Genomic DNA, 18,814 nt, shown 5'->3' with positions numbered 1-18,814 from the left:
GCCGGAAACGAGCGCGATCTCGACCTCTGGCCGATCGGAAACTGCCAGGCATCCGCCCTGATCGACCGCGCCGGGCGCATGGTCTGGGCCTGCGTGCCGCGGGTCGACGGCGACCCCGTCTTCTCAGCCCTGCTCGACAACAAGCATTGGGACAGCAAGGAAGCGCGTGGCTTCTGGGCAATCGAGCTGGAAAATTGCGTCGCGGTCGAGCAGCATTATATCCGCAACACGCCGATCCTGGTCACCCGCCAGAGCGACGGCCAGGGCAATGCGATCGAGATTTTCGATTTCTGCCCGCGCCACAAGCATAAGGGCCGCATGTATCGCCCGGTCGCCTTCGCGCGCATCGTGCGCCCCGCCGCCGGCAGCCCGCGCATCCGCGTCCGCCTGCGCCCCACGACCAGCTGGGGCAAGGAAAATGTCCCGGTCACCTACGGCTCCAACCATATCCGCATGGTCCTGTCCTACATGGCGATGCGGATATCGACCAACGCGCCGATCGGCCTCATTTCCCAGGAAAGCTGGTTCCGGCTGGAATCGGACATGCATTTCTTCATGGGGCCGGACGAGGGGTTTTCCGACGCGCTGCGCCCGGCGATCGAGCGGATGCTGGACGACACCATCCTGGAATGGCAGCTCTGGGTGCGCGGCCTCGCCATCCCGCCCGAATGGCAGGAGGCGGTGATCCGTTCCGCCATCACCCTCAAGCTCTGCCAGCATGAGGAAACCGGCGCGATCGTCGCCGCGCTCACCACCTCCATCCCCGAACATGCCGACAGTGGCCGCAACTGGGACTATCGCTACTGCTGGGTGCGCGACGCCTATTATACGGTCGAGGCGCTGAACCGGCTCGGCGCGCTGGACGTGCTGGAAACCTATCTCGTCTACCTGCGCAACATCGTCGACGGTGCCAAGGGCGGCCATATCCAGCCGCTCTACGATGTGCGCGGCAATGCGACGCTGCATGAATGGGAGGCCGCGTACCTGCCCGGCTATCGCGGCATGGGGCCAGTGCGGGTCGGCAATGCCGCTTATGAACAGATCCAGCATGACGCCTATGGCCAGATCGTCCTGTCCTCGGTCCAGGGCTTCATCGACCGGCGCTTGTTGCGCATGGCCGGCCATGCCGATTTCGAGGCGCTGGAGGCGGTGGGCGAACGCGCCTGGCAGGTTTATGACCAGCCGGACGCAGGCCTGTGGGAATTGCGCACCCGCGCCCATGTCCACAGCTACAGCGCGGTAATGTGTTGGGCCGCCTGCGATCGTCTGGCCCATGCCGCCACCGCGCTCGACCTGCCGCTGCGCGCCGCCCATTGGGAAAACCGCGCCGAAACCATGCGCGCCCGCATCATCGAATCCGCCTGGCGCGCCGACAGCAAGGCGATCTCCGCCAATTTCGAGGATGACGCGCGCGACGCATCGCTGCTGCAACTGCTCGACCTGCGCTTCCTGACCGCCGACGATCCGATGTTCACCGGCACGCTCGAAGCGCTGGAAAAGGATCTGCGCCGCGGCAACGACATGCTGCGCTACAGCGCGCCGGACGATTTCGGCGAGCCGGTCACCGCCTTCAATGTCTGCACCTTCTGGCTGATCGAAGCGCTGCATCGCACCGGCCGGACCGAGGAGGCGCGCGAACTGTTCGAGGAGATGCTGTCCCGCCGCACCGCCGCCGGCCTGCTGTCCGAAGATATCGATCCCCATAATGGGGAACTCTGGGGAAATTACCCGCAAACCTATTCGTTGGTCGGCATCATCAACTGCGCCGTCTTGCTGAGCAAACCGTGGAGCGTGATGCGATGAGCCGTCTGATAGTCATTTCCAACCGGGTCAGTCGCCCCAATGGCGCCGCCAATCAGGGCGGGCTGGCCGTCGCACTGGCGCAGGCGCTGCGTGAAAGCCGGGGCATCTGGGTTGGCTGGTCGGGCGGCACGACGGACAATTTCACCGGCCATATCGGCTTTGCCGATGATGACGGGGTGAAGACCGCGACGATCGACCTGGAAGAGCAGGATGTCGACGAATATTATAATGGCTATGCCAACAAGACGCTGTGGCCGCTGTTCCATTATCGCATCGACTTGGCCGAATATGCCCGCGATTTCGAGGGCGGATACAACCGCGTCAACCAGCGCTTCGCCGACACCGCCAGCCCGCTGATCGAACCGGAAGACATTATCTGGGTGCAGGATTATCACATGATCCCGCTGGGCCAGATGCTGCGCGACCGGGGGCATCAGAACCGGATGGGCTTCTTCCTGCACATCCCCTGGCCGCCGACCCGCCTGCTGGTATCCCTGCCCCACCATACCAAGCTGGTCAGCACCCTCTTCGCCTATGACGTGATCGGCTTCCATACCGAGGAATGGCTGGAATCCTTCCGCCATTATGTCGAGCGCGAGATGGGCGGCACCGTGGATGGCGATTTCGTCACCGTCGGCGGTCGCACCATCCAGGCCGTCGCCTGCCCGATCGGCATCAATGCCGAAGAGTTCAAGCAGGCCGCCGCCAGCGACGCGGCGGTGGAGATGCACCGCCAGGTCCGCGCCTCGCTGCAGGATCGCTCACTGATCGTCGGCGTCGACCGGCTCGACTATAGCAAGGGCCTGGAAGAACGGTTCAACGGCTATGCCCGCTTCCTGAAGGATCATGCCGAACATCATCGCCGGGTCGTGCTGGCGCAAATCGCACCGCCCTCGCGCGGCGAGGTGGAAAGCTATCAGCAGATCCGCGCCACGCTGGACTCGCTCGCCGGCCGCATCAACGGCGAATATAGCGATGTCGACTGGACCCCGATCCGATACGTCAACCAGGGCTATCCGCGCGACAAGCTGGCCGGCATCTATCGCTCCGCCCGGATCGGGCTGGTGACGCCGCTGCGCGACGGCATGAACCTGGTCGCCAAGGAATATGTCGCGGCCCAGAACCCGGACGATCCCGGCGTCCTGATCCTGTCCCGCTTCGCCGGCGCGGCGATGCAGCTCAAGGACGCGCTGCTCATCAACCCCTATAGCCCCGAAGAGATGTCCGACGCGATCGACCGGGCGCTGGCCATGCCGCTCGACGAGCGCAAGCGGCGCTGGCGGGCGATGATGGACAGCGTCGAGCAGCAGGATATCAGTTGGTGGCGCAGCGCCTTCACCGATCGGCTGGCGGCCACTCGCCAGGAAGAGCCGGAGGCCGAACCGGAACCGGCGACCGAATGATTGAGATCAGGCACCGGTCCCGCTAGGCCGGTGCCATGCATAGCGAAGATGATGACGAACCGCGCGGCCTGTGGGCCGCCATCAGCGCCAAATCCGGCGTGATCATTGGTAGCGTCGGCCTGATCGCCTGGCTGGCGCTGATCTGGTTCATGTTCGGCGACGTGCTGTAGCGCGTCCCCTGCGGATTTCCCCTTGCGCCTCGTTAAACCAGCGGCAGACATGATGCCGCTCCGGCTTCGGGAGCGCCAAATGGGGGATGTCCATGCTCGATCGCCGTTCCTTCCTCGGCAGCGCCGCTGCCGCCTCGCTCGCCGCGCCGATCGGGGCGGAAGCGCTGACCAGCGTGCCGCTGCCGGCCGCCGATCTCCATGCGAAGAATGAAGATGCCTATTGGGCGGCGCTGCGCAAACAGTTCCTGATCCCGGCCGATGTCGTGAACCTCAATGTCGGCACCGTCGGCTCCTCGCCGCGCCCGGTATTGAAGGCGATCTTTGACGGGTTCGAGACGACCGAGCAGATGACCCAGGAAGGGTCGGAGGATTATCCGATCTGGGGCTATGGCGCCTGGGACCAGTATCGCAAGCCCTTTGCCGACTTCATGGGCGCCAAGGTCGAGCAGATGGCGATCCTGCGCAACTGTACCGAGGCGAACAGCTACATCGCCAATGGCTTCGACATGAAGCCGGGCGACGAAGTGCTGATATCCGACGAGGAACATGGATCGGGCGAAATGCCCTGGATGCTGCGGTCGCGCCGCTATGGCGTGGTGGTCAAGAAATTCGCCATGCCAAAGCCGGCGAAGAACGCAGCCGAAATCCTCAACCGCATCAGTGACGCAATCACGCCGAAGACGCGGATCATCTTCGTCAGCCATATCAGCACCTCGACCGGCGTGGTGCTGCCGGCCAAGGAGATCGCCGCGCTCGCCCGGTCGAAGGGGATCATCTCCGCCTTCGACGGCGCCCATGCGCCGGGCATGATGAAGGTCGACCTCAACGATATCGGCTGCGACCTCTATACCGGGTCGATGCACAAATGGCTGTTCGCGACCAAGGGCACCGGCTTCCTCTATCTGCGCGACAGGAGCGTGATGGACCGGGTCTGGAACACGATCGCGACCGGCGGTTATGACGACCCGACCCGCATGGCGGACCGCTATATGCAGATCGGCTCCTCCTGCATCCCGACCTTGATGGGCCTCAATGCCGCGATCAGCTTCGCCGACAGCATCGGCATGGAGCGGATCGAGGCGCGCAACCGCATGCTCGCCGACTATATCCATGCCGAGATGGTGAAGCGCGGCGCGGAGGACTGGACCTCGCCCGATCCGGCGCTGCGCTGCGCGATCGCGACCGTCAACGTGCCGCCGGTGCAGCGGATGGAATTGCAGGACTGGCTCTGGAAAAATCACAAGGTGCGCATTCGCGGCGGCAACCCCAGCAAGCTGCGCCTCGCCACCCCCTATTTCCTGAGCAGGGCGGACATCGACCGCTTCCTTGGCCTGTTCGACGAATTCCGGAAGATGAAGGGGGCATAGCCGCCACAATTGCACCCCCGCCTATATTGCTCTATGGGCCACCCCAAGCAGCCCCGGCACCCGCTGATCCTTTCCGATTCGCGTTTGCCGGGGCAAAATCTTTTGTAAGAAAAAGACAGGAACGCGCATGGCCCGTCGCCGCCAGATCTACGAAGGCAAGGCAAAGATCCTTTACGAAGGCCCCGAGCCCGGCACGATCATCCAATATTTCAAGGATGATGCGACCGCCTTCAATGCCCAGAAGAAGGGCACGATTTCGGGCAAGGGCGTGCTCAACAACCGGATTTCCGAGCATATCTTCACCCTGCTCGGCCAGATCGGCGTGCCGACCCACTTCATCCGCCGCCTCAACATGCGCGAACAGCTCGTCCGCCAGGTCGAGATCGTGCCGATCGAGGTCGTGGTGCGCAACGTCGCCGCCGGTTCGCTGTCGAAGAAGCTTGGCATCGAGGAAGGCACCCAGCTGCCCCGCACGCTGATCGAATATTGCTACAAGGATGATGCGCTGGGCGACCCGCTGATCTCCGAAGAGCATATCGCCTGCTTCGGCTGGGCCACGCAGGAAGAGATGCACGACATCGCCGACATGGCGATCCGCATCAACGACTTCATGTGCGGCCTGTTCGCCGGCATCGGCATTCGCCTGATCGACTTCAAGCTGGAATTCGGCCGCCTCTATGACGGCGATTACAGCCGCATCATCCTGGCCGATGAAATCAGCCCCGATGGCTGCCGCCTGTGGGACATGGCAACCAACGAGAAGCTGGACAAGGATCGCTTCCGTCGCGACCTCGGCGGCGAAGTCGAAGCCTATCAGGAAGTGGCGCGCCGCCTGGGCCTGCTGCCCGAAGGGCTGGACACCACCGTCCTCGACCTCGACACGCATCGCAAGAAGCGCGAGAAGGACTGATCTACGAAAAGGCCGGCCGCAACGCCGGCCTTTTTCTTTTAGGTCTCAGGCGAGGATGGCATCCGCCATCAGCTTGAGCCCCAGCAGCACCATCAGCACATAGATGAGCGTGTAGAAGCGCGCAGCGTCCACCCGCCGCACCAGCCAGACGCCGGCGAAGGTCGACCCCACCGCCACCGGCACCAGCAGCGCCGTCGCCATCAGATTGGCGTGCGTGAATTGGCCCAGCGCGGCATAGGCCGGCACCTTCATCCAGTTCATGACAGCGAAGGCGACAGCCGTGGTGCCGACCAGCATGTCGCGCGGCAGCTTCTTGGGCAGCACCCACATCTGGAAGGGCGGCGATCCGGCATGGGCGATCTGGCTGGTGAAGCCGCTCGCGACGCCGAACAAAGTGCCGACCCAGCCTGGCGAGGTCGAGGGCAGGACGATCGCCCCGCCCCGCTCGACCCAGAGCCGCTGTAACCCGAACAAGGTGGAAATGGCGCCGAGCGCGCCCAGCACCGCCGTTTCGGAGACTTGCGCCGCGAACCAGTAGCCCAACCCGACACCGATCGCCATGCCGGGCAGCATCACCGCCAGAATGCGGCCATCCCAGCTGCGGCGGAAGGCCCAGACGCTGACGGCATCCTGCAGGATCAGGATCGGCAGCAGGATCGCCGCGCCGCGCACCGGATCGACGCCCAGCGCCATGATCGGCATGGCCAGCGCCCCGACACCGGCAAAGCCGCCCTTGGCAAGCCCCGATATGATGACGGCGATGATGGCACAGGCGAGATAGAGAAGGTCGGGACTCATGCCCCAGCCTTATAAGCAGTTGCCGGCAAAGAGAATAAGCGGGGCGACCTGGGCCACCCCGCCCGTGACATTCAGTTCCGCTCGCGTCCCAGATTGGGCAGGAAGGCGGTGAGCAGGCCGATCGCCGGCAGGAAGGCACAGACCCGGAACACCATCTCGATGCTGCTATGGTCCGCCAGCCAGCCCAGTCCGGCCGCGCCCAGCCCGCCCATGCCGAAGGAGAAGCCGAAGAACAGGCCCGAGATCATGCCGACCTTGCCCGGCACCAGTTCCTGCGCAAACACGACGATCGCGGGGAAGGCGGAGGCAAGGATCAGGCCGATGATGACGGTCAGCGGCCCGCTCCAGAACAGCCCGGCATAGGGCAGCGCCAGGGAGAAGGGCAGCGCCCCCAGGATCGAGAACCAGATCACATATTTGCGCCCGAACCGGTCGCCCAGCGGCCCGCCCGCGACCGTGCCGACCGCCACCGCCGCCAGGAAGGCGAACAGATGGAGCTGCGCATTCTGCACCGACAGGTCGAACCGCTGGATCAGGTAGAAGGTGTAATAGCTCGTCAGGCTGGCGAGATAGACATATTTGGAGAAGATCAGCGCCAGCAGGATGGCGATGCCCCGCGCCGCCTGCCCGCGCGGCAGTTCGATATGCAGCGCGCCGGCGCAGCCGACCTGCAACCGGCTGAGGCCATGATGGCGATACCAGTTGGCGACGTTCCACAGCACCGCGCCCGACAGCAGCGCCAGCAGCGCAAAGAAGGCCAGGCTCGACTGGCCCCAGCGCACCACGACCAGCGCCGCGGCCAGCGGCCCCAGCGCCTGCCCCGCATTGCCACCGACCTGGAACAACGACTGGGCCAAACCATGGCGACCGCCGGCTGCCATCCGCGCCACCCGCGAGGATTCGGGGTGGAAGACCGATGAACCGACGCCCAGCAGCGCCGCGCCGACCAGCACGAGGCCGTAGCTGTGCGCGATCGACAGCACGGTCAGGCCCGCCAGCGAGAAGAGCGTGCCACCCGGCAGTGCCATCGGCGTCGGTCGCTTGTCGGCATAAAGGCCGATCATCGGCTGCAGGATCGATGCGGTAATCTGATAGACCAGGGTCACCATGCCGATCTGGCCGAAGCTCAGATGTAGCTCGCTCTTGAGACCCGGATAGATGGCGGGAAGCAGCGACTGCATCATGTCGTTGAGCAGATGGCAGAAGCTGATCGCCACGATCACGCCGAACGCCGTGCCGCCCGCTGCCAATTGTGCGCCTGCCTTTTCTATCCTTATCTCTTTCATTGTCGGTTCCTTTCTGAGGCCGGACCGATTAGCGCTTCCCTTCTCGTCCCGCTTCCGCATATGGGTCAATCTCTTTTGCGATCAGGACAATCATGGACCAGCGGCACCCGGACGATCATGAGCATGTGCCCCGGCCGGTGGTCGGCATCGGCAATGATTATCCGCCCTCCTTCGAACTGGCCGAGCATCAGCATCGCCGCGGGCAATTGCTTTATGCCGCGTCCGGCGTGGTCGCGGTCAGCACGCCGCAGGGCGCCTGGGTCGCCCCACCCGAACGGGCCGTCTGGATTCCGGGCGGCACGCCCCATGCGGTGCGGATGGTCGGCGCGGTGCAGACGCGCAGCGTGCTGGTCGACCAGGCCGTCTATCCCGGCCTGGCCCGGTCCTGCCGGGTGCTCGGCGTGTCGCCGCTGCTGCGCCAGTTGCTGGTGGAGGCCGCCCATGTTCCGGTCGAATATGCGGAAGCGGCGCGCGATGGCCTGGTCATGCGGTTGCTGGTGGCGGAGATCGAGCGGGCGCCTCTGATCCCGCTTGCTGTGCCCTTCCCGCGCCATGCCGCGCTTGCGGCGCGCTGCCACGCCTTTGTCGAACAGCCGCAGGCCCATGTGACGATCGACCAATGGGCAGACGCGCTGGCGATGAACCGGCGTCGCTTCACCCGGCTGTTCCGCCAGGAAACGGGCATGAGCTTCGCGCAATGGCGGCAACAGGCCTGCCTGTCGGCGGCCCTGCCCCGGCTGGCGGCGGGCGAAGCGATCACGACGATCGCGCTGGACCTGGGCTATGACGGGCCGGCCAATTTCTCGACCATGTTCAAGCGGGCGCTGGGTGTCTCGCCCAGCCGCTATCGCCCCTGATCCTCAGGCGGACTTGGCGCGATAACCGACGAGCAGACCGAAGCAGAAGGTTGCAAACAAAGCGAGCTGAACCCGCCCATGCGGGTCATCATAGCCCACAATCTGCTGCCCCCAGGCAAAAAGCCCCACAAACATTGCCAGTGCCAGACCGGACATGCCCCATATCCCTGTAAAAACTCCGCCCTCAGATTATTCTCAGCTTCCTAAGAAAGTCATAATCTCTTGCCTGCGCGCCGCGCCGCGCCTAGGGGGAGCGGCAAAGTTCATCCCCCCGCATCGGCGGGCGGCATGCCAAGGAGTTTGCACCTCATGAAAGCCCGCATCTTCGTCACTCTCAAGGGCGGCGTCCTCGATCCGCAGGGCCGTGCGATCCATCACGCGCTCGAAGGCCTGGGCTTTGGCGGCGTCAACGACGTGCGCGCCGGCAAGCTCATCGAGCTGGACCTGGCCGATGGCACCAGCGACGAGGATATCGACGCCATGTGCCGCAAGCTGCTGGCCAACACGGTCATCGAAAACTACCGCATCGAAAAGGTGGCCTGAGCCATGAAGAGCGCCGTCATCGTCTTTCCGGGCAGCAATTGCGACCGCGACCTGGCGGTGGCGTTCGAGGCTGCGACCGGTTCCAAGCCCACCATGGTGTGGCATCGCGATACCGAACTGCCCGACGACATCGACCTGATCGGCGTGCCCGGCGGCTTTTCCTATGGCGACTATCTGCGCTCCGGCGCGATGGCCGCCCGCTCGCCGGTGATGCAGGCTGTCGCCCGCGCCGCCGACCGGGGCGCCTTCGTCCTGGGCATCTGCAACGGCTTCCAGGTGCTGACCGAAAGCGGTCTGCTGCCCGGCGCGCTGCTGCGCAACGCCGGCGGCCATTTCGTCTGCCGCGACGTCGCCCTGACCGTCGAGAACGCCCAGAGCGCCTTCACCAGCCGCTATGCCGCCGGCGAAGCGATCAGCTTCCCGGTCGCCCATCATGACGGCAATTATTTTGCCGACGACGCCACGCTCGATCGGCTGGAAGGTGAAGGCCGCGTCGCGCTGCGCTACGCCCAGAACATCAACGGTTCGGCCCGCAACATCGCCGGCGTCCTCAACGAAGCCGGCAATGTACTGGGCATGATGCCCCACCCCGAGCGCGTGATCGAACCGGCCCATGGCAACACCGACGGCCAGCGCCTGTTCGCCGGCCTGGTCGAGGGCCTGCTCGCCCGCGCCTGATCACCGGATCGAAATTGCAAAAGCCCGCCACGCATCAGCGCGGCGGGCTTTTTTTCTAACTTCCGGCTGCGGCGATGCCGGCATCGGTCCTGACTTGCATCATTCCCCCTTTGTTCTACACGAGATGGACAATGACCAAGGGGGATCGATGATCAGCAAATCGCGCGTGCAGCTGATAGCCTTGCTGCTATTGCCGACGGCCGCTCAAGCCGCCGAACCCGGCACCATCGCCGTTCCCGAAGCGGTCCTTGCGCTAAATGGCTGCTGGGAAGGTGAAGGCAGCGTGATGGGCAAGCCGGTCAGCGTGTCCATCCGCAGTCAGCCCATAGCGCTCGATGCCATGCTCGCACTCGATGTGGAAAGCAGCGCCCTGGCCGATCCCAAGGATCGCTACGCCGCGCATCTGATCTTCGGCGGCACCAAAAAATCCCATCCGATCATCGGTTTCTGGGCCGACAGTTTCGGCGGCGCCTTCACGGCCCTTGGCGAAGGCGAAAGCCAGCCCGATGGCTTCGACATCGGCTATGCCTATCCCGACGCGACCTTCGTCAACCGTTGGCGCATCAAAGGCGCGCAACTGACATGGAGCATCGTCGCGCGGGGCAAGGCAAATGTCGAAAAGTCCTTCGCCAGCTACAGCCTCCACAAGGTTGCATGCGCGCGCGCCAAGGCGCGCTAAACGATCAGGCTCTAGCCGCCCCGGTGATAGTCATAATCATAGGCCCGGCCATGTGCCTTGGTCAGCACGGCGCCGACGATCGAGCCGCCGGCCCGGCGCAGTCGTTCCACGGCAACCCGCAGGCCGCCATGATGGTTGCGCCCCCATTCGACCACCAGCAGCGTGACCTGCACCTTGGCGGCAAGCAGTTGCGCGTCGGACATGCCCAGGATCGGCGGCGCATCGATCAGCACCGTGTCATAGCGGTCGCGCACCGCGCCCAGCAGCGCATCGAGCGCCGGGGTGGAGAGCAATTCCGCCGGATTGGGCGGCACCGCGCCGCAGGGCAGCAGCGACACGCCGGCGACACCGCTGTCGAGGATCAGATCCTCGACCTTGCCCTGGCCCGTCAGCACCTCGCTGATGCCGCGCGTCGCGGTTACCCGGAACAGGCTGTGCTGCACCGGCCGGCGCATGTCGGCGTCGATCACCAGCACCTTCTTGTCCAGCCGCGCCAGCGCGCGGGCCAGCGCGTTGACGGTCAGCGACTTGCCTTCCTCCTCCTGCGCGCTGGTGACCAGGATGGAGCGCGGCAGGCCGGCAACCGATGCCAGTTGCAGCGACGCCGCGATCGGCGCGAAGATGTCCGGCGCGCTCGGCTGATCGCCGGTGGTCGGTACTGCGCCCAGCAGCGGCAGGTCGACCCGCTCCGCCAGCGTATCGGCCGACGTCACCGCATCGTCGAACATGTGCCGCGCCGCGATCAGCAGCAGGCCCAGCAGCATGCCGCCGAGCAGCGCGACCAGCATGATCTGGCCGACATGGGGGGCAAAGGGCGTGGTCGGCACCGCCGCCCGGTCGAGCGGCTGGATGCGGCCGGCCTGGAAGCCCGCCTGCGACGCCATGTCGCGATAACGCTGCAACAGGCTGTCATGCAGCAGGCGATAGGTTTCGACCGACCGGCTCATCATGCTCATCTGCATATCGCGGCCGCGCTCGACCCGCGCATCGCCTTCCAGCGCGGCGATTTCCGAAGCTATCTGCTTCTCGCCATGCGCCGCCACCTCATATTCCTGGCGCAGCGACGCGCGGATGGTGTTCGCCATGCTCTCGGCCTGGTCGTCAAGCGCCGCCAGCCGCGCCCGCGCCTCGCGCATTTCTGGGTGGGCATCCTTGCGGAACTGCCGTTCCTCGACCAGTGCCGCGCGCGCCTGCGCCCGTTCCGCCATCAACTGCTGCATGGCGCCATTGCCCAGCACCTCGGGCAGCGTCTCGGCGCTCGCCGCCTTCGCGCTTTCCCAGCGCTTCTGCGCGGCAATACGGTCCGCGACCGCCTGCGCGCGGAAGGCGTTGAGCTGCGCCAGACGCGCCGCGGTCGATCCTTCCGGCACCGGTGCGGCGTCCGGCTTTGCATCCTTGCCGTCGCTCTTCTTGTCCTCGTCCGTGGCCGGCTCGGCCGGCACTGCGCCGGTGCGCGAGGCATAGACCGCCAGATCCCGCTCGGCCCGTTCCAGATCCTTGCGCGCGCCATCCAGCTCACCCAGCAGGAAACGACGCGCCTGCACGCCGGACTCAAAGCCGCGCTTCAGGTCCGCCCGGATCAGGCTGTCGGCATAGCTGTTCGCCACTCTGGCCGACAAAGCCGGATCGGCACTGACGAAGCTGATGCGCAGCACCCGCGACTTGCCCGGCAATTCGACCTGCAGATTGTCGCGCAACAACTTGATGACCTGCTCATGCTCGACCTGGCGCTGGGTCAGGCTGCCCTGCCCCTGTGCCGGGCGGCGCGCATCCATGCCCTGGAAGAAGACCGGGCTGCCGACCAGCGCCAGATCGCGCGCGACATCCTCGGCCAGTGCCCGGCTGCGCAGCACTTCCAGCTCGGTCTGCATCATGCTTTCGGTGTCGGCGGCGCTGACCGGCTTCTGCATCGCGCCAGCGCCGGCGGCCCCTGCCGGCACATCCTCCACCTCGACCGAGGCGGTCGCGCGATAGTCCGGCGTCGACAGCAGGATATAGATGACGCCCGCCAGCACGCAGAGCGCCATGGTGACGAACAGGATGACGCGGTGCCGCCGCACCACGGTCCATGTGCCGCGCGCGCTCTCGACAAAGCGGGTGGTGCGATCCTCCTCCCCGGCCTGACGCTGTTCCAGTTCGATAATCCGGGACACCATCAATTGCCTCCGTCTATGGCGATGAAGCCGGTCGCGACAGCAGGAATGGCGATCAGCGCGCCGCCAAGGATAGCCTTGGCGCGGGACAGGCCGACGATCACCAGATCGCCCGGCAATATTTCAGGATCGGGCGCTTCCCCCTTGCGGATGGCGCCCAGGTCGAAGGTCGCGGCCTGGCGCTGCCCCTCGACGGTGCGGACCACCACCACCTGCCCCAGGCTAGCCAGCCGGGTCGGGCCATGGGCCAGCGCCACCGCCTGGATGAGGCCGATCCGTCCCTCGATCGGGAACAGGCCGGGCTCACGCACCTCGCCATCGACGGTGATGCGGCGGCCGACTGCCTGCTTCACGAACACCGTGACCTGCGGAGACACGAGATAGCGCTCGCCCAGCCGGCCGGCGATCACGTCCGACGCCTCGCCGGCGGTCAGCCCGCCGATCGACACATCGCCGACCAGCGGCATGCGGACCATGCCAGCCGCGCTGACCCGCGCATCCTCCAGCGACAGGTCGGGCTCATGATAGACCTGGATGCGCAGCACATCGTCGGGACTGATGACATAGTCGCGGCCCACCGCGGCGGGCGCGGGCATCAGCGCATAGGCGGCCTCGCCGCGCGGGGCATCCTCCACGGTCGAGCAGCCGGCAAGCAGCATCGCCGCTGCCGCGACGGCGCCGCCCTTCATGCCCTTGCCATAGTGCCCCAAAATCTGGCGCTTCATGCGCATCAACACCCCATTGCGAACCGGGTGCGGCCCGCAAAAGGGCCGCTCGGCTCGGGGGTTAGCGACGCGGCACCGTCATGGCAACCGCGCGGGGGGCAGGACGAACCGCCCGGCCGACGATCAGACCGCGATGCGCTGCGCGGCCGGCTCGGGCTGACGACGCGGCTGGTCGGGCCAGATGCCGCGCGTATCATAGACGGCCTTGCCGGCACGTTCGTCGACGGGAACGGATTTGAACATGTCATGATCGACAAGAATGATGAACACGCCGCATTGTTCCAGAGCCGTATCGAGATCGATCAGTTCGGCGCCGGTGCCGGCAAACTCCATCGGCACATCCTGCGCATAGGGTTCGACCAGCTTGACCCGCTTGCCGTAACGACGGGCGAGCCGGCTGGCGACCTTGACCGCCGGGCTTTCGCGGAAATCGTCGATGTTCGGCTTGAAGGCGAGGCCGAGGCAGGCGACATCCTCGCCGGCAAAGGCGTCGATCATGTCCGAAGACTTGGCCACGACATAATCGGTCTTGCCGTCATTCACTTCGCGCGCGGTGCGGATGATGCGGGCATTTTCCGGGTCGCCATGGACGATGAACCAGGGATCGACGGCGATGCAATGGCCGCCGACGCCCGGCCCCGGCTGCAATATGTTGACGCGTGGATGGCGGTTGGCCAGGCGGATCACCTCCCACACGTCGATGTCCATGCGGTCGGCGATCACCGACAATTCATTGGCGAAGGCGATGTTGACATCGCGGAAGCTGTTTTCCACCAGCTTCACCATCTCGGCCGCGCGCGCCGTGGTGGTGATGCAGGCGCCGCGCACGAACTGGCGATAGAAGCCCAGCGCCTTGCGCGCGCAGCGCGGCGTGATGCCGCCGATGCAGCGATCATTGTCGATCAGCTCGACCAGGATGCGGCCGGGCAGCACCCGCTCGGGGCAATAGGCGATGGCGATGTCGCCCGCCACGCCGGGCGCCGGCATCCTGAGGTCGGGGCGCAGCTCGGCGATCAGGTCGCGCATCGCCTCGGTCGTGCCGACCGGCGAGGTCGATTCCAGGATCACCGTATCGCCGTTTTTCAGCACCGGGGCGACGGTCCGGGCGGCCTGCAGCACATAGGAGATGTCGGGTGCGCGGTCCTCGGCCACCGGGGTCGGCACCGCGATGATGAAGACGTCACTGGCCTCTACGCTGAGCGACGCACGCAGATTGCCGCGTGCCACCACGCCCTGCACCAGGCCGTCCAGATCGACTTCCTCGATATGGACCCGACCCGAATTGACCGTCTCGACCACATGGGCGCTGACATCGACACCGACGACCTGCGCGCCGCCGCGCGCGATCAGCGCCGCAGTCGGCAGGCCGATATAGCCCAGGCCAATGACGGAAACCTTCTGCTTGCTGTCGACGGGCATGGGGGAGATAATCCTTCATTCACCAAAATTCGGAGCGACATTGCCCGGAAATGTTGAAGATTTGGGTAATGTCAGGCGGCAAGATGCGCCGCGCCGGCCTTTCCTGCAATGATATCGGCAATCCGCTCGGCCGCCTTGCCGTCGCCGAACGGGTTATGGGCACGGGCCATCGCCTGATAGGCGGCATCATCGTCGAGCAGCGCCAGCACCTCGCGCACGATCCGGTCCCGGTCCGCCCCGACCAGCTTCGCCGTGCCCGCCTGCACCCCTTCGGGCCGTTCGGTGGTCTCGCGCATCACCAGCACCGGCTTGCCGAGCGAAGGCGCCTCTTCCTGCACGCCGCCGCTGTCGGTCAGCACCAGATGACACAGGTCGAGCAGGCGGACGAAATGGGGATAGTCGAGCGGTTCGATCATCGCGACATTGGGCAGCTCGCCCAACACCGCATCCATGACCGGACGGACATTGGGATTGGGATGGACGGGGAAGATCACCGCGACATCGGGCCGCGCGGCAATGTCCGCGATGGAACGGGCGATCGCCTCCATGCCGCCGCCGAAATTTTCGCGCCGGTGACTGGTGACGGCAACGATCCGCTTGCCCGCGAAACGCGCCGCCAGATCATCAAGGCCGCTGGCCAGCGCTGGTTCGCCATGGACCCGATCGACCGTCGCCAGCAGCGCGTCGATCACGGTATTCCCCGTGACATGAATGCCGGCCGCATCGCGATTTTCCCGCAGCAGTGCGTCGGCCGCCGCCTGGGTCGGCGCGAAATTCATGTCGGCAATGCACGCCACAACGCGGCGATTGACCTCCTCGGGCCAGGGATGATGGATGTCGCCGCTGCGCAGGCCGGCCTCGACATGGGCGACCGGGATCTTGCGATAATAGGCCGCCAGGCTCGCCACCATCGTCGTCAGCGTGTCGCCATGCACCACCACCCGGTCGGGCTTCTCCGCGTCGAACGCCTCGCCCAGCGCGACGATCAACTTGGCGGTCAGCCCGTCCAGCGTCTGGTTGGGCGTCATGACGTCCAGATCGATGTCGGGCACGATACCGGCAATCTCCAGCACCTGGTCCAGCAGGCCGCGATGCTGCGCCGTCACGATCACGCGGGTGTCGATATCGGCACGCGCCTTGAGCGCGTGGATCACCGGAAACAGCTTGATCGCTTCCGGCCGTGTCCCAAATACCAGCGCTACTTTCACTCTGTGCCCTTTCGTTCGGATGCGCCTTCCCTGGCAAAAAAGGGTAACCAGCCGCTAAACGGTAGCATGGTAATTACGCAAAGGCGCGAATTGTATTGCGTTATGACTATGCTAGAGCCTCAAACCAATCACTTCCCGTTTGGAGTTCCACCAACTCATGAAAATCACCATGATCGGCACCGGCTATGTCGGCCTCGTCTCCGGGGCCTGCTTTGCGGATTTCGGCCATGATGTCGTCTGCGTCGACAAGGATGCGGGCAAGATCGCCGCGATCGAGGCCGGCACCATGCCGATCTACGAACCCGGCCTTGACCAGCTGGTCGGCACCAACGCCGCCGCCGGTCGCCTGACCTTCACCACCGACCTGCCCGAAGGCGTGAAGGGCGCCGACGCGATCTTCATCGCCGTCGGCACGCCCTCGCGGCGGGGCGATGGCCATGCCGACCTCAGCTATGTCTATGCCGCCGCCAAGGAAATCGTCGAATCCCTCGATGGCCCGGCGGTCATCGTCACCAAGTCGACCGTGCCCGTAGGCACCGGCGACGAGGTCGAGCGGATCGCGCGCGAACTGCGCCCGGACCTCGACATCCAGGTCGTGTCGAACCCCGAATTCCTGCGCGAAGGCGCCGCGATCGGCGACTTCAAGCGCCCCGACCGCGTCGTCGTGGGCACCACCGGATCGGAACGCGCCATTTCGGTGATGAGCCAGGTCTATCGCCCGCTGAACCTCAACCAGGCGCCGCTGATGTTCACCGGCCGTCGCACGGCCGAACTGATCAAATATGCCGCCAACGCCTTCCTGGCGACCAAGATCACCTTCATCAACGAGATGGCGGACCTGTGCGAGGCGGTCGGCGCCGAAGTGCAGGACGTGTCGCGCGGCATCGGCCTCGACAAGCGGATCGGCAGCAAGTTCCTGCATGCCGGTCCGGGCTATGGCGGCTCCTGCTTCCCCAAGGATACGCTGGCCCTGATCAAGACCGGGCAGGATTATGACGCGCCGATCCGCATCGTCGAAACGGTGGTGCAGGTGAACGACCTGCGCAAGCGCGCCATGGGCCGCAAGATCGTGAAGGCGCTGGGCGGTGAAGCGCGCGGCAAGACCGTCGCCCTGCTGGGCGTCACCTTCAAGCCCAATACCGACGACATGCGCGACGCGCCCAGCCTGGCGATCGTGCAGGCACTGGAGGATGCCGGCGCGAAGGTCGTCGCCTATGATCCCGAGGGCATGGACGTCGCCGCGCCGATGATGCCCGGCGTCACCATGGCCGGTTCGGCCTATGAGGCCGCTTCCGGCGCCGACGCGCTGGTGCTGGTGACCGAATGGGACGCCTTCCGCGCACTGGATCTCAAGCGCCTGGCCAGCTCGATGAGCGCACCGGTGCTGGTCGACCTGCGCAACATCTATCCGGTCGCGGAAGCGGAAGCCGCGGGCTTCACCGTCACCCGCGTGGGTGGAAAGGGCAGCGCCGCCTGATGTGGCCATGGGAAGAGGAGGGCGTCAGCGCCCTCCCCCGACTGCGCCACTGGCTGCTGGCAGCCATGCTGATCCTGGGCGCGATGCTGGCCGTGCCGATCTTTGCGGCCCTGACCTGACGCCGTCAGGCCTTGAGCTTCCAGCCCTTGCGCAGCAGCACATAGCAGAGCACCGCCAGCCCGGCATTGAGCGCCAGCAGCACGACGCTGCCGACCAGCACATTGCCGTCCGCCGCCGCGACGAAGCCATAGCGGAAACCGGAAATGGCGTAGAAGAAGGGGTTGGCGTGGCTGATCGCGCGAAAGAGCGGCGACAGGCGGTCGATCGAATAAAAGGTGCCCGACAACAGGGTCATCGGCCCGATCACGAAATTGGTGATGGCGGCGGCATGATCGAATTTTTCTGCCCAGATCGACGTCATCACGCCGATGAACGCGGTCAGGCTGGCGCCCATCAGGCCGAACCAGATCACCGCCCACAGATGCGTCGGCGTCACATGCACGCCCGGCCACAGCGCCATCGCCCCCCACAGCGCCAGACCGACCGCAACCGCGCGCGTCACTGCCGCGCCGACCAGCGCCAGCAGCAATTCGCCCACCGACAGCGGCGGCATCAGATAGTCGATCAGCGTCCCCTGCATCTTGCCCGCCAGCAGCGAGAAGCTGCTGTTGGCAAAGGCATTGTTCATCATGCCCATCATCATCAGGCCCGGCGCGATGAAATCGGCAAAGGGCACGCCCAGCACCTGGCGGTTCGCCCCGCCCAGCGCGATGGTGAAAATCACCAGGAACATCAGCGTGGTAACGGCCGGCGCCCAGATCGTCTGGAGCTGCACCTTCATGAAGCGCCGCACTTCCTTGCGGTAGAGCGCGCGCATGCCGGCCCAGTTGACGTTGCGGATCACCAACTCCCCCGGTTCATGGAAGGGAACGGGTGCGGGATGGGCGGCTGCAATTTTGGGCTGGTCGTTCATGATGGGATCGACTATCGGCTGGTCCGTTATGCCGCAAGGGCGTTCTGCGCGGTTGGAAGTCGCGCCTGCATGCCCCATATAGGGCGCATAGCACAGATTGTGAGGAGTTTTCATTGTCCTGGACCGACGAACGTATCGACCAGCTCAAGGCGATGTGGGAAAAGGGCCTGACCGCGAGCCAGATCGCGGACGAACTGGGCGGCGTCAGCCGTAACGCGGTAATCGGCAAGGCGCATCGCCTTGGCCTGCAGTCGCGCCCGTCCCCGGTGAAGGCCAACGAGGCGCCCAAGAAGGCCGCGCCCGCCCGCAAGCCGGCAGCCCCTGCCCCGGAAGCCGAAGCGCCCCGCGCCGCCGCGCCCGTGGCC

19 protein-coding genes are annotated in these 18,814 nt (G+C 65.5%); 11 read left to right on the top strand and 8 right to left on the bottom strand.

Annotation, left to right across the window (positions count from 1 at the left end; genetic code table 11):
• Positions 1 to 33 precede the first annotated feature (33 nt).
• The 5 genes from A0U87_RS00085 to purC all read left to right on the top strand — a co-directional run bounded on the left by A0U87_RS00085 (position 34) and on the right by purC (position 5,653).
• Positions 34 to 1,803: a glycoside hydrolase family 15 protein gene (locus A0U87_RS00085; RefSeq protein WP_276309031.1), complete on the top strand. Its 1,770-nt coding sequence runs from the start codon at positions 34 to 36 to the stop codon at positions 1,801 to 1,803.
• On the top strand, positions 1,800 to 3,206 hold the full coding sequence (gene otsA / locus A0U87_RS00080) for an alpha,alpha-trehalose-phosphate synthase (UDP-forming) (RefSeq protein ID WP_004207349.1): 1,407 nt from the start codon (positions 1,800 to 1,802) through the stop codon (positions 3,204 to 3,206). Before A0U87_RS00085 ends, otsA begins: the two co-directional genes overlap by 4 nt.
• A 35-nt stretch (positions 3,207 to 3,241) precedes the next feature.
• Positions 3,242 to 3,376: a hypothetical protein gene (locus A0U87_RS26945; RefSeq protein ID WP_010337747.1), complete on the top strand. Its 135-nt coding sequence runs from the start codon at positions 3,242 to 3,244 to the stop codon at positions 3,374 to 3,376.
• Between the two features lie 92 nt (positions 3,377 to 3,468).
• The gene (locus tag A0U87_RS00075; protein ID WP_122928775.1) at positions 3,469 to 4,743 is read left to right on the top strand and encodes an aminotransferase class V-fold PLP-dependent enzyme; all 1,275 of its coding nucleotides are present in this window, start codon (positions 3,469 to 3,471) and stop codon (positions 4,741 to 4,743) included.
• Between the two features lie 127 nt (positions 4,744 to 4,870).
• Positions 4,871 to 5,653: a phosphoribosylaminoimidazolesuccinocarboxamide synthase gene (gene purC, locus A0U87_RS00070; RefSeq protein WP_004207352.1), complete on the top strand. Its 783-nt coding sequence runs from the start codon at positions 4,871 to 4,873 to the stop codon at positions 5,651 to 5,653.
• A gap of 45 nt (positions 5,654 to 5,698) precedes the next feature.
• Here purC and A0U87_RS00065 read toward each other — a convergent pair whose 3' ends face one another.
• Both A0U87_RS00065 and A0U87_RS00060 read right to left on the bottom strand, forming a co-directional pair.
• Positions 5,699 to 6,451: a sulfite exporter TauE/SafE family protein gene (locus A0U87_RS00065; protein WP_048939133.1), complete on the bottom strand. Its 753-nt coding sequence runs from the start codon at positions 6,449 to 6,451 to the stop codon at positions 5,699 to 5,701.
• 71 nt (positions 6,452 to 6,522) lie between these two features.
• Positions 6,523 to 7,737, bottom strand: coding sequence for an MFS transporter (locus A0U87_RS00060; protein WP_048939132.1), 1,215 nt, complete (start codon positions 7,735 to 7,737; stop codon positions 6,523 to 6,525).
• Between the two features lie 92 nt (positions 7,738 to 7,829).
• Between A0U87_RS00060 and A0U87_RS00055 the strand changes: the two genes are divergently transcribed.
• Positions 7,830 to 8,594, top strand: coding sequence for a helix-turn-helix transcriptional regulator (locus tag A0U87_RS00055; protein WP_037506827.1), 765 nt, complete (start codon positions 7,830 to 7,832; stop codon positions 8,592 to 8,594).
• Positions 8,595 to 8,597: 3 nt separating this feature from the next.
• Here A0U87_RS00055 and A0U87_RS26075 read toward each other — a convergent pair whose 3' ends face one another.
• Positions 8,598 to 8,750, bottom strand: a complete 153-nt coding sequence (locus A0U87_RS26075; RefSeq protein WP_004207357.1) for a hypothetical protein — start codon at positions 8,748 to 8,750, stop codon at positions 8,598 to 8,600.
• 153 nt (positions 8,751 to 8,903) lie between these two features.
• On the opposite strand from A0U87_RS26075, the gene purS reads away from it, so the two are divergent.
• The 3 genes from purS to A0U87_RS00040 are packed head-to-tail and all read left to right on the top strand — an operon-like array spanning position 8,904 to position 10,494.
• On the top strand, positions 8,904 to 9,137 hold the full coding sequence (gene purS / locus A0U87_RS00050; protein WP_004207358.1) for a phosphoribosylformylglycinamidine synthase subunit PurS: 234 nt from the start codon (positions 8,904 to 8,906) through the stop codon (positions 9,135 to 9,137).
• 3 nt (positions 9,138 to 9,140) lie between these two features.
• Positions 9,141 to 9,815, top strand: a complete 675-nt coding sequence (gene purQ, locus A0U87_RS00045) for a phosphoribosylformylglycinamidine synthase subunit PurQ (protein ID WP_004207359.1) — start codon at positions 9,141 to 9,143, stop codon at positions 9,813 to 9,815.
• The gene (locus A0U87_RS00040; RefSeq protein WP_234415578.1) at positions 9,751 to 10,494 is read left to right on the top strand and encodes a hypothetical protein; all 744 of its coding nucleotides are present in this window, start codon (positions 9,751 to 9,753) and stop codon (positions 10,492 to 10,494) included. Before purQ ends, A0U87_RS00040 begins: the two co-directional genes overlap by 65 nt.
• 11 nt (positions 10,495 to 10,505) lie before the next feature.
• Here the strand turns inward: A0U87_RS00040 and A0U87_RS00035 are convergent, their stop codons facing one another.
• The 4 genes from A0U87_RS00035 to wecB form a co-directional block, all read right to left on the bottom strand.
• Entirely contained in the window at positions 10,506 to 12,650 is a 2,145-nt protein-coding gene (locus tag A0U87_RS00035) for a polysaccharide biosynthesis tyrosine autokinase (protein WP_048939131.1), read from the bottom strand.
• On the bottom strand, positions 12,650 to 13,378 hold the full coding sequence (locus A0U87_RS00030) for a polysaccharide biosynthesis/export family protein (RefSeq protein WP_010337739.1): 729 nt from the start codon (positions 13,376 to 13,378) through the stop codon (positions 12,650 to 12,652). The genes A0U87_RS00035 and A0U87_RS00030 overlap by 1 nt, the downstream gene beginning before the upstream one ends.
• Positions 13,379 to 13,495: 117 nt before the next feature.
• Positions 13,496 to 14,791, bottom strand: a complete 1,296-nt coding sequence (gene wecC / locus A0U87_RS00025) for a UDP-N-acetyl-D-mannosamine dehydrogenase (RefSeq protein ID WP_137405159.1) — start codon at positions 14,789 to 14,791, stop codon at positions 13,496 to 13,498.
• 71 nt (positions 14,792 to 14,862) lie between these two features.
• Complete coding sequence (gene wecB / locus A0U87_RS00020) at positions 14,863 to 15,999, bottom strand: UDP-N-acetylglucosamine 2-epimerase (non-hydrolyzing) (RefSeq protein ID WP_048939130.1); 1,137 nt, start codon at positions 15,997 to 15,999, stop codon at positions 14,863 to 14,865.
• Between the two features lie 157 nt (positions 16,000 to 16,156).
• Between wecB and A0U87_RS00015 the strand changes: the two genes are divergently transcribed.
• On the top strand, positions 16,157 to 17,476 hold the full coding sequence (locus tag A0U87_RS00015) for a UDP-glucose/GDP-mannose dehydrogenase family protein (protein ID WP_048939129.1): 1,320 nt from the start codon (positions 16,157 to 16,159) through the stop codon (positions 17,474 to 17,476).
• Positions 17,477 to 17,600: 124 nt separating this feature from the next.
• Here A0U87_RS00015 and A0U87_RS00010 read toward each other — a convergent pair whose 3' ends face one another.
• Positions 17,601 to 18,449: an ABC transporter permease gene (locus A0U87_RS00010; RefSeq protein ID WP_010337736.1), complete on the bottom strand. Its 849-nt coding sequence runs from the start codon at positions 18,447 to 18,449 to the stop codon at positions 17,601 to 17,603.
• Between the two features lie 113 nt (positions 18,450 to 18,562).
• On the opposite strand from A0U87_RS00010, the gene A0U87_RS00005 reads away from it, so the two are divergent.
• On the top strand, positions 18,563 to 18,814 hold a 252-nt coding region (locus A0U87_RS00005; RefSeq protein WP_240700484.1), incomplete at its 3' end, for a GcrA family cell cycle regulator.

It is taken from the genome of Sphingobium sp. MP9-4, assembly GCF_005281675.1.
Taxonomy (GTDB): domain Bacteria; phylum Pseudomonadota; class Alphaproteobacteria; order Sphingomonadales; family Sphingomonadaceae; genus Sphingobium; species Sphingobium yanoikuyae.
Note: the sequence above shows the minus strand (reverse complement) of the source record. Positions and strands in the feature narration are given on the sequence as shown.